The 12,780-nt window shown below is 61.4% G+C and carries 11 protein-coding genes; 1 reads left to right on the forward strand and 10 read right to left on the reverse strand.

Annotated features, from left to right (window positions below; genetic code table 11):
• Positions 1-33: 33 nt before the first annotated feature.
• Positions 34-1,311 (reverse strand): glucose-1-phosphate adenylyltransferase, encoded by a 1,278-nt coding sequence (gene glgC, locus ACZ9IL_RS08880; protein WP_476003180.1) that lies wholly within the window; start codon positions 1,309-1,311, stop codon positions 34-36.
• 187 nt (positions 1,312-1,498) lie between these two features.
• On the opposite strand from glgC, the gene ACZ9IL_RS08885 reads away from it, so the two are divergent.
• Entirely contained in the window at positions 1,499-3,136 is a 1,638-nt protein-coding gene (locus ACZ9IL_RS08885; protein WP_476003181.1) for an EAL domain-containing protein, read from the forward strand.
• On the opposite strand, the gene ACZ9IL_RS08890 is transcribed toward ACZ9IL_RS08885, so the two are convergent.
• The 9 genes from ACZ9IL_RS08890 to recR form a co-directional block, all read right to left on the reverse strand.
• Positions 3,099-3,593 (reverse strand): hypothetical protein, encoded by a 495-nt coding sequence (locus ACZ9IL_RS08890; protein WP_476003182.1) that lies wholly within the window; start codon positions 3,591-3,593, stop codon positions 3,099-3,101. The genes ACZ9IL_RS08885 and ACZ9IL_RS08890 overlap by 38 nt on opposite strands.
• Positions 3,594-3,765: 172 nt before the next feature.
• Positions 3,766-4,128 (reverse strand): DUF2750 domain-containing protein, encoded by a 363-nt coding sequence (locus ACZ9IL_RS08895; RefSeq protein ID WP_049047239.1) that lies wholly within the window; start codon positions 4,126-4,128, stop codon positions 3,766-3,768.
• A 124-nt stretch (positions 4,129-4,252) separates the two neighbouring features.
• The gene (locus tag ACZ9IL_RS08900; RefSeq protein ID WP_476003183.1) at positions 4,253-5,881 is read right to left on the reverse strand and encodes a methyl-accepting chemotaxis protein; all 1,629 of its coding nucleotides are present in this window, start codon (positions 5,879-5,881) and stop codon (positions 4,253-4,255) included.
• A 160-nt stretch (positions 5,882-6,041) separates the two neighbouring features.
• A complete protein-coding gene (locus ACZ9IL_RS08905) occupies positions 6,042-7,346 on the reverse strand; it encodes an inosine/guanosine kinase (protein WP_476003184.1) in 1,305 nt (434 codons plus the stop codon).
• Between the two features lie 186 nt (positions 7,347-7,532).
• Complete coding sequence (locus tag ACZ9IL_RS08910) at positions 7,533-7,925, reverse strand: MAPEG family protein (protein ID WP_476003185.1); 393 nt, start codon at positions 7,923-7,925, stop codon at positions 7,533-7,535.
• Positions 7,926-8,030: 105 nt separating this feature from the next.
• Positions 8,031-9,005 carry a ferrochelatase gene (hemH, locus tag ACZ9IL_RS08915; protein WP_476003186.1) on the reverse strand — a complete coding sequence of 325 codons (975 nt, stop codon included), beginning with the start codon at positions 9,003-9,005 and terminating at the stop codon, positions 8,031-8,033.
• Between the two features lie 112 nt (positions 9,006-9,117).
• Positions 9,118-9,762 (reverse strand): adenylate kinase, encoded by a 645-nt coding sequence (adk, locus tag ACZ9IL_RS08920; protein WP_476003187.1) that lies wholly within the window; start codon positions 9,760-9,762, stop codon positions 9,118-9,120.
• A 264-nt stretch (positions 9,763-10,026) separates the two neighbouring features.
• A complete protein-coding gene (gene htpG, locus ACZ9IL_RS08925; RefSeq protein ID WP_476003188.1) occupies positions 10,027-11,940 on the reverse strand; it encodes a molecular chaperone HtpG in 1,914 nt (637 codons plus the stop codon).
• 141 nt (positions 11,941-12,081) lie between these two features.
• Positions 12,082-12,681, reverse strand: a complete 600-nt coding sequence (gene recR / locus ACZ9IL_RS08930; protein WP_042638869.1) for a recombination mediator RecR — start codon at positions 12,679-12,681, stop codon at positions 12,082-12,084.
• Positions 12,682-12,780 lie beyond the last annotated feature (99 nt).

The raw sequence follows: 12,780 nt of genomic DNA on the forward strand, positions 1-12,780 counted from the left end.
CTCGATGGCTCCCTTGTTTTTTCGCGTTTCCGGTCATCCCTTCAGTTTGGACAGCATCTCCTTGGTCACCAAGACGATGCCCTGCTCGGAGCGGTAGAAGCGGCGGCTATCTTCGTCCGCGTTCTCCCCCACCACCAGCCCATCGGGCAGCTTGCAACCCTTGTCCACCACCACCCGACGCAGCCGGCAACCGGCCCCTATCTCGACCCCGGGGAAGATCACCGCCTGATCCAGGGTGCAGAAGGAGTGCACCCGCACATTGGTGAACAGCACCGAGTTGAGCACGAAGGAGCCGCTGACGATGGAGCCACCCGCAAACATGGAGTTGATGGTCATGCCGTGCTGGCCATTTCGGTCCTGCACGAACTTGGCGGGAGGTGCCATGTTCTGGCTGGTCCAGATGGGCCAGTTCTCGTCATAAATGTCGAGCTCGGGCACCACTGAAGCCAAGTCCATGTTCGCCTCCCAGAACGAATCCAGGGTCCCCACGTCGCGCCAGTAGGGTTTCACCCCCTCCTTGGCTCCGACACAGGACATGGTGAAGGGGTGGGCGAAGGCCTTGCCTTCGGTGACGATGCGGGGGATCAGATCCATGCCGAAGTCGTGCTTGGACTCCTGGTTGTTGATGTCCTCCTCCAGCAACTGATACAGATACTCCGCCTCGAAGATGTAGATCCCCATGGAGGCCAGCGAGACATCCTCGTTGCCCGGCATCGCGGGCGGGTTGGCCGGCTTCTCCACGAAGGCGCGGATCTGGCGCTGCTCGTCGATGTCCATGACGCCGAAGGCGGAGGCTTCCACCCGAGGCACCTCGATGCAGCCCACCGTCACCTTGGCGCCGAGGCGCACGTGATCGAGCAGCATGGCGGCATAGTCCATCTTGTAGATGTGATCCCCCGCCAGCACCACTATGTACTTGGGACCGTAGTCGCGGATGATGTCGACGTTCTGGTAGATGGCGTCGGCGGTGCCGCGATACCAGTGCACCTCGTCCACCCGCTGCTGGGCAGGCAGCAGGTCGATGAACTCGTTCATCTGGTAGCGCAGGAAGGACCAGCCCGATTGCAGATGGCGCAGCAGGCTGTGGGACTTGTACTGGGTCACCACACCTACCCGACGGATGCCGGAGTTGATGCAGTTGGAGAGCACGAAATCGATGATGCGGAACTTGCCGCCGAAATGAACGGCGGGTTTGGCACGGTTGTCGGTCAGCTGCTTCAGGCGGCTGCCCCGCCCTCCCGCGAGCACCAAGGCCATACTCTGATTCAATAGTTGCCGTGCTTTGGCAGTATCTACGGGTTCTAACGACATAATTACCTCGGCCTAGTTGGAGCTGCTTTCAACTCATCTTCACCTTTTTTAGCGGTTATGAAAGTGTTTTCACTCACATTTAACCGCTTTCCGTCGGTCCTTTTCATGGAGTTGCGTGAGTACTCATGCTTTGTGCCGCCAGCTTGATTAGAATTTCTACATCATAGACATCATCAAGGATGAAACGATGTTAATTAAACGTGAAGGGAACCTGCTGCTGGTCGGCGCCTTGGTCTGCCTCCCGCTGTTGCTGCTGCAAGGGCTCTGGCTCACTCCTCCGACCTCGCCACCTAGCCAGTGGCTAGTGATGGCGACCACCCTGCTCGGCTTCGCCCTGCTGATCTTTCTCAGCCACAGCCTGTGCAAGGGCGAGCTGGCGAGGCAGGATTTGTGCTGGCTGCAGGCGATCGCACTGCGGGACCCCAGCAAACTGAGCAACCCGCAGGCACAGGAGGCGCTGCGTCAGCTGCTCGCCTCCTTCAGCGAGGCCGAACTCGATGCCCACCGCCAGATCAGCGAGCTGCACAGTCAGGCCACTCAGGATGAGATGACCGGGCTGCGCAATCGCCACGCGTTTCGGCGCGATCTGACCGAGCTGCTGCAACAGGAGGATACCCAGACCGCCATCCTGGTGCTGATCCGCGCCACCGAGCTTGGTAAACTCAATGCCCAGCGCGGCTTCCAGTCCGGCGATGCCTACATCAAGGATATCGCCCACCTCATCATCCACACCGTGAGTCGCTTCCCCGGTCACCAGGTCTATCGCATCTCCGGCGCCGACTTCGCGGTGCTGGTGCCACCGCTTGCCAAGATCCCGCCCCATCTGCTGGGGCGAGATCTCAAGCATGCCTTCGACCACTACCAGCAAGAGCACGAGCTGGAAAGTGCCGCCTATTCGGGGATGACTCACCTGAGCAGCGAGCAGAAGATAGAGGCCATCCTGGCCCGGGCCGATCTGGCGCTGGCCCGCGCCCAGACCGAGGCGGTCAACGGCTGGGCCATACAGCAAAATGATGAGGTGGTCGAGCTGCAGGGGCAGCGTCACTGGACCCAGGTGCTGACCGATCTGCTGGAGCAGGAGCGCGTCAGCTTCAGCTGCCAGCCCATCCTGCCCCTGCACAGCGGCATGCTCGCCTACCACGAGATCTATCCCCGCTTCAGCAGCGTCGACGGCACAGTGCTGCCCAGCGATACCCTGCTCGCCATGGCCCAGCGACTGGACATGACGATGCGACTAGAGCAGATGGTGATCCGTCACGTCATGCGCCAATACCGGGCCTTCGGCAGCCACAGCAGCCGCTGGGGGCTCAATCTGCCGGGCAATCTGCTGCAAAACAGCGCCTTCCTGATCTGGCTCGATCATCAGTTGCAGAGGGATCCCGACATAGGTGCCAACCTGGTGTTCGAGCTGGATGAGGAGCCGCTTGAGCGCAATCTGGCCGGTGCCAGACGGCTGTTCGAGCTGCTCAGACGCCACGGCAGTCGCTCAGCCATCTGCAACTTTGGCAAGGGGATAGGCTCATTCAGCCTGTTTCGTGAGCTCAAGCCCGATTACATCAAGCTGGATCCCGCCCTCATCACCGAGCTGGAGCAGGATCTCACCAATCAGCAATTCGTGCGGATGATCGTCGATGTGTCCCATCGCATGGGGTGCGTGGTGATCGCGGAAGGGGTGGAGCAACTGAGCCAGCAAGAGTTGCTGCAAGGCATGTATGTGGACGGGCTGCAGGGCTATCTCATTGCCCGGCCCCAGGAGCTGAGACCGGACAACGGCCAGTTCGGCCTCTTTACTGAGGGCGTTTCAGCTTCAGCAGGGTCAGAATGATGTCGTTGAGCTGGCGATAGCGCTCCAGCTCCTTCTGATCGTAACGGGTCGCCAGCATGGTCGGGTTGTGACGATTCTTGAGGTAGCGGTTGATCTGCAAGCGATTGAAACCGGCCACCTTGTAGACCTGACCCAGCAAGGCATTGAGCTCCTCGTCATCCAGTCCGGCTCGGGCCAGATAGTCGCTCTGGGCCGGACTCTCCAGCTGGCAACTCTGCTTGTCGATGTGACCGCTCTCCTGCAAGTAAGCGAGCCACTGCTCCACATAGAGCGGCTTGCAACCGGCCAGCAGGTTGAAATATCCCACCGCATCGCAACGACAGCCACCCAGCAGCACCAGGGCCAGCTCGTCGCTGTCACAGCTGAAGGTCACTGGCCCGCTTTGACTCCAGTCCAGCGCCTGCACCCGGATCTGTGCCCGCGCCCCCGCTTGTGTGGTCACGTCAAATACAAACATGGCACCTCCCGCTCGGCAAAGGGTTGATGATGGCCCATACCGCCGCCTTCGCCAAGCCAAATCGCCTTTTCATTCAGTATTCTGCCGGTGCCAGCATAAAAAAACCGACCGCCTCGCGGCGGTCGGTTGTCAGCTCAGAAGGTCCGTTGAGGGGCCATCAGTGCAGCACAGTTCAGGCGTCCAGTTCCACCAGCACCTTGGCCAGCTCGATGGGCTCGAGCTCCTGACCTTCCAGATCGGCATTCCAGTTCGGGCCGACCAGCACGTCGTCTTCGTCCAGATCGTTGATCCAGATGTCGAGGAACTCTTCCAGCTCGATCACTTCCGGCTCGTAATCCGCCCACTCGTCCACGCAGTGCAGACGGGCATCGCCCTCGGCAGACCAGAGCGGCATCACATCGGCATCTTCGAACTCGGCGGAGCGGCAGACCACCCAGTCTTCACCGTAGCGCAGACCCCACACCTGACCCGACTCACGGACTTCTTCGATAAACAGCTGGAAATTGGCGTCAAGATTGTCAGTTAGTTTGCTCATGGGGATCTCTCTCTTGCTGGCAAATGGCAGGCAGTCGGCCAAGGTGGCCGAGAATGGGGCTGATGGTGTCCCAAAAGCCCCCCAGACTCAAGTCAAATCCCCAAAAAGCAGGGGATAAGCCCCCTCAGGTTCGATATTGGGCGACCAGGGCCCCCAATTCGTCGCAAGAGTGTGCCAGCGTGCCCGCAGCCTGCTCCGTCAGCCGGTTCTGGGCCAGGGCATCGGCCGCCAGGGTCGTGATGGCCACCAGTCGCTGATTGATCTCCTCCGCCGCCCGGCTCTGCTCGGCGGCGGCGGTGGCGATCTGACTATTCATGGCAGTAATGGTGTTCACGGATCCATCGATGGCATTGATGGCGCCATCGGCCTCACCGGCCTTGTCGGCGGTGGTGCGGGAGAGTTGCTGCAGCTGGGAGATCCCGCTGGCAACCTTGCCCGCCCCCTCCTGCAGCCGCAGTATCATCTGCCGGATCTCGTCGGTGGAGCTGTGGGTGCGGGTCGCCAGGGTGCGCACCTCGTCCGCCACCACCGCAAAGCCGCGCCCCTGCTCGCCCGCCCGAGCCGCCTCGATGGCGGCGTTGAGGGCCAGCAGGTTGGTCTGCTCCGCCACCCCCCGGATCACGTCGAGCACGGAGCCAATCTGCCGGGTCTCCTGCTCGAGTTGATCCACGGCCCGCACCGTCTGGGCCATCTCGTCTCCCAGCCGGTCTATGGTGGCGATGGTCTGGGCCACCACCTCGCGACCGTGCTGGGCCAAATTGAGCGCGGAATCCGCCGCATCGGCAGCCTGGGCGGCGTGCTGACCCACCTCGCGACTACTCACCGTCATCTGCTCCATGGCGCTGGCGACCCTCAGCGTGTCCTGCTCCTGGCCGGTGACGATGGCACCGGTGCGATCGACGATCTGCTCCAGTTGATGAGCCTGCTCCCGGTTCTGGGCGGCAATCTGCTGGCTGCGCCCCACCAGCTGCGCCATCTGGCTGGCAAACTGGTTGAAGTTGACCGACAGCTGGCTCAGCTCATCCCGACCCCGCTCGGGCAGACGAAAACGCAAGTCCCCCTCCCCCCTGGCGATATTGCCGAGAGCCGACACCGATTGGGACAGCGGCACTACGATGCTGCGCACGATGAGGCCGACCACCAGGAACAGCAGTATGGCCAGTACGGCGCCAATCCCGAGCAGGGTAAACAGCACCTCCCGGTACTGGGCCTCGACGTCATCCACATAGACGCCGGTGCCGATGATCCAGTCCCAGGGGGCGAAGCGCTTGACGTAGGAGATCTTGCGCACCGCCGCCTCCACCCCTGGCTTGGGCCAGTAGTAGGCCAGCTCCCCCGCCCCCTGCGCCTTGGCTATGTCGGCGAAGGCGACGAACAGCTTGAGCCCCTGCTTGTCTTCCACCGCGGAGAGATCCTGCCCATCCAGCGCGGGTTTCATCGGGTGCATCACCATGGTGGGGTGACTGTCATTGATCCAGAAGTAGTCATCCTGGCCATAGCGCAGCCCCTTGAGCAGGGTCAGCACCTGGGCCTTGGCATCTGACTCACTGAGCTCACCCCGCCGCACCCTGGCCTCGAACTCGGCCACCAGGCTGTAGGCGGTCTCGACCTGGGCTTGGGTCTGCCGGCTCTTCTCCGCCATCAACCCCTGCTGGTAGATCTGCAGACAGGAAAACAGCAACAGCCCCAGCAGGACCAGCACCATCAGGGTCACCAGCGCCAGGCGCCGACCGATACTCCATCGTCTCAACATCACGCCACCCCAAACCGCTACATGTTGTTAACAAGGTATGTCGCGCCGGCTCGGACTGTCCACGACTGTGACAAAGCCGCTGCCAAAAACATGATCCAGCCCCAAAATGCACGAAGGCGCCCGCAGGCGCCTTCGTCTTTTTCGGTACAAACCGGGCGGATCACCGCTCCCAGTACACTTCTTCCAGGCTGTCTTCCTTCTCGGGCAGGCCGCGCGAGAGACGCGGGCTGCTCTGGGCCAGCACCTCGTAGCTGACCCGGTTGGCGTATTTGCACACCTGGGCCAGGGAGGAGTAAGTCAGGAACTCGGACATGTGCTTGGCGGAGTTCGGCACATTCATCCGGTGATAGGCGTTGGCCACCATGTCGTGCAGCACGGCAGACAGGGCGCCATCCCCGGCGCCGTTGGTGTTCTTGATCTTCTCCGGGCCGCCCATGTAGGGGGAGATGTGGGAGTAGATCCGGGCGGGCTTGCGGCACTTGGCGCGGGCCATGGGGCGGCTGAACTCATAGGTGTTGAACTCGGGAATGACGCCGGGCAACAGGGTATGAGTGGTCTCGCGCTTGTAGTCTTCCTCGGTGTAGCTCGCCATGTAGAGGCCGATGGGGCCGGCGGTGCAGAGCACCATGTCGGCCCAGTCGAGGGCCTTGTCGGAGGCGGCAAGCGGATCCTTGATCCCGGTCAGGGCCTCGGCCTCGTCTTCGTTCATCGCCAGCACAGTCACGTTCTCGGCGATGAAATCGCGCCACCACTGGGGATTTTCATCGATGACGAAGCGGGTGCCCAGGGTCAGCACCACCGGCACCCCGGCCTCGCGGGCGTAACGCACGGCGGCCATGGCCGCCTCCTTCATGGGGGTGCCGTCGGCACCACGCACCAGGTAGGCGGTGATCACCAGCGCGGAAGCCTCCTTGATGATGGCCTCGGGAATATGCGCCACATCGAGGTGATCCATCTTGCCGGCGTTGATGCCAAAGCTGCGCTCGCCCCCCTCGGTGATGAAGGTGAAGCAGCGGCCGACCGGGCCGTCCACCGGTTGCAGGTAGTCGAGGTTGACGCGGGAAGAGGTGTTGCACAGATAGCGGTAGGCGTAGCTGCCGATGCGAATGTCCTGGCTCATGACGCCGAGCAGGATGGAGTGGGAGTCGGCCAGCACTGAGTAGTTGTGCATGGTGTTGCCGATGGTGCCGCCGGCAAACTCGCTCACCACCATGTTGTTGGCCTTGAGCTCTTCATACACTTGCTCGGCCACGTCGTCACTGATCACCACTGAGTGGCCCTTGCTCAGGCCGTAACGGTTCAGGAAGTCTTCGTCCACATGAGCTTCGATGTCCACCAGGGTCTGATCGATGCCCACCACATAGGCCTTGCCCAGTTCGGTGAGCAGGGGATTTTGCGGGATCAGGGGATCACGCCTGTCGACCGGGAAGTAGTGTTTGGACTTGCGCTGACCGGGAAATTTCATGGCAATGCTCTGTGCTCTGGGGGGAAGAGGGGCGGGATTTTAACACAATCCGCCGTGCCGAAAAGTCGCCCGATTAAAATATGGCGTCAGTATAGGCAAGGGCTGGCGAGGCAAACGTTTGACTCTGATGCAATAAAAAACCACCTCGGGGTGAGGTGGTTGTGAACGCATCCAGGCGACCCGGCATCAGCCGAATGACAACCCCTGCACCAGCGCCAGCACCGAGAACAGGCCGAGGGACAGCCAGAAGAACAGGGTACCGAACAGCCTTGGCTTGTTCGGTGCCTTAGGGATCTGAATGCCGATGGCGTGCAGGATGCGCCCCACCAGCAACAGCATGCCGCCAAGGTGCAACCAGAGTGCCCCGACCCCGGCCAGCTCGCACAGGGCCATCAGCAGCAGGGTGAGCGGCACGTACTCGGCGAAGTTGCCGTGGGCACGGATCGCCGCCAGCATCTCGGGCGCCTCCCCTTCCCCTATCATCACCTTGAACTGGGCCCGGCGCTTGACCACCCAGAAGGAGAGCAGCAGGAACAGGAGACCCAGCAGACCTGCGTAGATCAGCGTGATATGCATCATGAAGACAATCCTTCTCGTTGAATCTTGAAATCCGGGTGGCTTATGCCAGCTCGCGACACATGGCTGACAGCAACCATCACCACCCCTGGCACAGAGCGCGCACCATCATGCCAGCTCGCGACAGATGAGTGACACCATCATGCGGATATGGGCCTGATCACTGTTGAGCGCCGGGATGTAGTGGAACTGCTCGCCCCCCGCCGCCATGAAGACGGCGCGGTTCTCGACCTGGATCTCCTCCAGAGTCTCGAGGCAATCGGCCGAAAACGCCGGACAGATGACATCGAGTCGCTTGACTCCCTGCTCCGCCAGCAGGGCTATGGTGGCATCGGTGTAAGGCTTGAGCCACTCCTGCTTGCCGAAGCGGGACTGGAAGCTGGCGCTCCACTGCTCGGGGGAGAGGCCCAGCGCCTCGGCCAGCAGGGTCGCGGTGCGGCGACACTGATGACCATAAGGGTCACCCTCGTCCTCGCTGCGCTGGGGAATGCCATGGAAGGACATCAGCAGATGCTCACCCTGGCCCTGCTGCTCCCACTGGCGGCGCACGCTCATGGCCAGCGCCTGGATGTATTCCGGGTGATTGTGATAATCGCGGATGAGGCGCATCACCGGCAGGTGGCGTTCTTTCTTCATCACTCGCGCCCAGCCATCGAACACGGCGGCCGTGGTGCTGGCGGCAAACTGGGGATAGAGCGGCAACAGTATCACCCGGTTGACGCCCTGCGCCTTGAGCGCCTGCCAGCCATCGGCCAGGGACGGGTTGCCATAGGTCATGGCGAGCACCACCGGCACATCCACCCCTTCGCGCTTGAGTTCCTGCTCAAGAGCATCCCGTTGCCGCAGGCTGATGGCCATCAGCGGCGAGCCCTGCTCGGTCCAGATCTGCTGATAGAGCTTGGCGACGCGGGGAGCCCGCAGCGGCAGGATGGCGAGGTTGAGCAGCGGTGACCACAACAGGCGGGGTATCTCGACCACCCGCGGGTCTTGTAAGAACTGGCTGAGGAAGGCCTTGACGGCGGATGTGGTCGGCGCCGCTGGCGTCCCCAGATTGACGAGCAAGATCCCGGTTTTGGTGGTCACGTTAGCTTCCTGTCGTTCTAATTTGTCGTTCTTGTTATGATGCAAGAAAGGGCCCTGGATGGACCCTTATCTCGGACTCGTTATCGACCGATTGCAGTTGGCAATGGCAGGCTTAGCCCAGGATGGTGGCCAGCTGCTTGCTGACCAAGTCCACCGGCTGGGTGCCGTCGATCTTGACGTAACGAGTGTTGCCCGCTTCCGCTTCCTTGCCATAGAAACCGATCAGCGGCGCGGTCTGCTGATGATACACATCCAGACGCTTGCGCACCGTGGTCTCTTCGTCGTCGGCACGGATCACCAGATCCTCACCGGTCACGTCATCCTTGCCTTCTACCTTCGGCGGGTTGAACACCACGTGGTAGGTGCGGCCGGAGCCGGAGTGCACGCGGCGACCGCTCATGCGCTTGACGATCTCTTCGTCCGGCACGTCGAATTCCAGCACGAAGTCCACCACCACACCGGCTTCCTTCATGGCTTGCGCCTGGGGGATGGTGCGCGGGAAGCCGTCCAGCAGGAAGCCGTTGGCGCAATCCGCTTGCGCGATACGTTCTTTGACCAGGCCGATGATGATGTCGTCAGAGACGAGCTGACCTGCGTCCATCACGGCCTTGGCCTTGAGGCCCAGCTCGGTGCCCGCCTTGATCGCCGCACGCAGCATGTCGCCGGTGGAGATCTGCGGAATACCGTGTTTTTCCATGATGAACTGAGCCTGGGTACCCTTGCCGGCACCCGGTGCTCCCAACAGAACAATGCGCATACACGCTCCTAATTGATTGGTTATTCAATTCTTGAGAAGGCAAAAAACTACACGTTTTCGCCCCTATTAACAAGCTTGCCCCGTGCAAGTGGCCACATTATCACCATGGATTCGTGCAAGCGATGCGACCAAAGACGCAGGACTCGCCCACAAAAAATGATTGAAAATGCAGCAAAACAGTGGTCTGTCCAGATTGTCGCCATAAAAAGGCCCGCTGTGATACAAGCGGGCCTTGATGTCAAAACTGTCAGCCAGGCAGCGTCATCACGCCTGCAGCAGCAAGCGGTTGATACGGGCGACGAAGCTCGCCGGATCGTTGAGGCCACCCTGCTCGGCCAACTGGGCCTGTTCGTGCAGCAGGCTGACCCACTCGCCAAACAGGCTGTCGTCTTCGATGGTGTCGAGCTTCTTCACCAGCGCGTGGTCCGGGTTGAGCTCCAGGATGTACTTCTGCTCCGGTACCGGCTGGCCGGCGGCGCGCATCAGCTTGATCATCTGGGTGCTCATGCCATGATCGTCGGTGACGATGCAAGACGGTGAGTCGGTCAGGCGATGGGTGACCCGCACCTCCTTGATGCTCTCCCCCAGGCTCTGTTTGACCCGCTCCACCAGACCGGCGTTAGCCTTCTCGGCCTCTTCCTGCGCCTGCTTGGAAGCTTCGTCTTCCAGCTCGCCGAGATCCAGCTCGCCACGGGTGACGGAGACCAGTTGCTTGCCGTCGAACTCATTGAGGTGGCTCATCAGCCACTCGTCGACCCGCTCCCACATCAGCAGCACTTCGACGCCCTTCTTGCGGAAGATCTCGAGGTGCGGGCTGTTCTTGGCGGCGGCGAAGCTGTCGGCGGTGATGTAGTAAATCTTCTGCTGACCTTCCTTCATGCGGCCAACATAGTCTTCCAGGGAGACGGTCTGGGCTTCGCCCTCGCCCGCGGTGCTGGCGAAGCGCAAGAGCTTGGCGATCTCTTCCCGGTTCGCGTAATCCTCGGCCGGGCCTTCTTTGAGGACGTTGCCGAACTCGCTCCAGAACTTGGCGTACTTCTCGCTGTCGTCTTTGGCCAGCTTGTTCAGCATGGTCAGGACGCGCTTGGAGCAGGCTTTGCGCAGGGAGGCGGTGACCTTGTTGTCCTGCAAAATTTCACGGCTGACGTTGAGCGGCAGATCGTTGGAGTCCAGCACCCCTTTCACAAACCGTAGATACGTCGGCATGAACTGCTCGGCGTCATCCATGATGAAGACGCGTTGCACGTACAGCTTCAGGCCGTGCTTCTGCTCGCGGTTGTAGAGATCAAACGGCGCGCGGGCCGGGATGTAGAGCAGGCTGGTGTACTCCTGCGCCCCTTCCACCCGGTTGTGGCCCCACAAGAGCGGATCTTCGAAATCGTGGGCGACGTGCTTGTAGAACTCCTGATACTCCTCGTCCTTGATATCTTTCGGATTGCGGGTCCAGAGTGCGGTGGCGCGGTTGACCTGCTCCCACTCGCCCGGGGTGCCGACGATGGTCTCGCCGTCTTCCTCCCGATCCGGGGTCCCCTCCTTGTACATCTCCACCGGCACGCTGATGTGATCGGAGTATTTGCTGACCACGGAGCGCAGGCGCCAGTCGTCCAGGAACTCTTCTTCCTCGGCACGCAGGTGCAGGATGACGTCGGTACCGCGACCTTCTTTGGTCACGTCGGCCACGGTGAAGGAGCCTTCCCCCTCGGATTCCCACTGCACGCCCTGGCTAGGCTCGGTGCCGGCGGCGCGGGAGACCACGGTCACCTTGTCGGCGACGATGAAAGCGGAGTAGAAGCCGACCCCGAACTGACCGATCAGCTGGGAATCTTTGCCCTGATCACCGGACAGGTGCTTGAAGAAGTCGGCGGTACCGGATTTGGCGATGGTGCCCAGGTGTTCGATCACCTGGTCACGGGTCATGCCGATACCGTTGTCCGAGATGGTCAGGGTCTTGTTTTCTTTGTCCACCACCAGGCGCACGCGCAGCTGGCCGTCGTTTTCGAACAAAGAGGCATCGGAAAGCGCCTTGAAGCGCAGCTTGTCCGCCGCATCGGAGGCGTTGGAGATCAGCTCGCGCAGGAATACTTCTTTGTTGGAGTAGAGGCTGTGAGCCATCAGGCTCAGCAGTTGTTTGACTTCGGTTTGAAAGCCGTGGGTTTCGGCGTGAACACTTTGGGTCATCGACCAGTCCTCAAAACGTCGGGTTGAACAGATTCTCAACCTAGATGGGGCTGGCCTCCCAAATATCAAGGGGCGAGTATGCAATCTTGCACGCTCGCCCCTTATCACGGGCTCAGTTGCCCGCTTCTTGTACCATCAGGCCTAGATACGTTGGCGTCCCATCAGGGAGTGAGACAGCGTAGTGCCATCCACCAGCTCCAGTTCTCCCCCCACCGGTACCCCGTGAGCGATGCGGCTCACCTCGACCCCGGCGGCGCGGGCCATGTCGGCGATGTACCAGGCGGTGGCGTCCCCCTCTATGGTGGGATTGGTGGCGAGGATCAGCTCCTTGATGGATTCATCCTTGAGGCGCCGCTCCAGGATCTCCAGCCCCAGCTCTTCCGGGCCTATGCCGTCGAGCGGTGACAGGTGCCCCATCAGCACGAAGTAGCGGCCGGAGAACTGGCCGGTGTGCTCGATGGCGGCCACGTCCGCCGGGCTCTCCACCACGCACAGCAAGCCGCTCTCTTCGCGCTTGGGGTTAGCGCAGATCTCGCAGCGATCGTTCTCGGTGAAGGTGCGGCAGTGGCTGCAATGACCTATCTCGGTCAGCGCCCGGTTGAGCAGGGAGGCCAGACGCAGGCCGCCGCTGCGCTCACGCTCGAGCAGGGTGAACGCCATGCGCTGGGCCGACTTGGGGCCGACGCCCGGCAGCACCTGCAGCGCTTTCATCATCTCATCGAGCAGGGGACTGAATTTCATGGGGATATCCTTTGAAGCCGCGCCAGAGGGAGAAGCCTGCCACCACCTGAGTGGGTACGGCGCCTCCATCCAAACCTATCTTGTTGGCGCAGGACTATA

Source organism: Aeromonas sp. TECH754 (genome assembly GCF_056279295.1).

Bases quoted from the DNA above. Each gene is read 5' to 3' on its own strand.
- glgC (WP_476003180.1), bottom strand. From the start codon at position 1,311: ATGTCGTTAGAACCCGTAGATACTGCCAAAGCACGGCAACTATTGAAT.
- ACZ9IL_RS08885 (WP_476003181.1), top strand. From the start codon at position 1,499: ATGTTAATTAAACGTGAAGGGAACCTGCTGCTGGTCGGCGCCTTGGTC.
- ACZ9IL_RS08890 (WP_476003182.1), bottom strand. From the start codon at position 3,593: ATGTTTGTATTTGACGTGACCACACAAGCGGGGGCGCGGGCACAGATC.
- ACZ9IL_RS08895 (WP_049047239.1), bottom strand. From the start codon at position 4,128: ATGAGCAAACTAACTGACAATCTTGACGCCAATTTCCAGCTGTTTATC.
- ACZ9IL_RS08900 (WP_476003183.1), bottom strand. From the start codon at position 5,881: ATGTTGAGACGATGGAGTATCGGTCGGCGCCTGGCGCTGGTGACCCTG.
- ACZ9IL_RS08905 (WP_476003184.1), bottom strand. From the start codon at position 7,346: ATGAAATTTCCCGGTCAGCGCAAGTCCAAACACTACTTCCCGGTCGAC.
- ACZ9IL_RS08910 (WP_476003185.1), bottom strand. From the start codon at position 7,925: ATGATGCATATCACGCTGATCTACGCAGGTCTGCTGGGTCTCCTGTTC.
- adk (WP_476003187.1), bottom strand. From the start codon at position 9,762: ATGCGCATTGTTCTGTTGGGAGCACCGGGTGCCGGCAAGGGTACCCAG.
- htpG (WP_476003188.1), bottom strand. From the start codon at position 11,940: ATGACCCAAAGTGTTCACGCCGAAACCCACGGCTTTCAAACCGAAGTC.
- recR (WP_042638869.1), bottom strand. From the start codon at position 12,681: ATGAAATTCAGTCCCCTGCTCGATGAGATGATGAAAGCGCTGCAGGTG.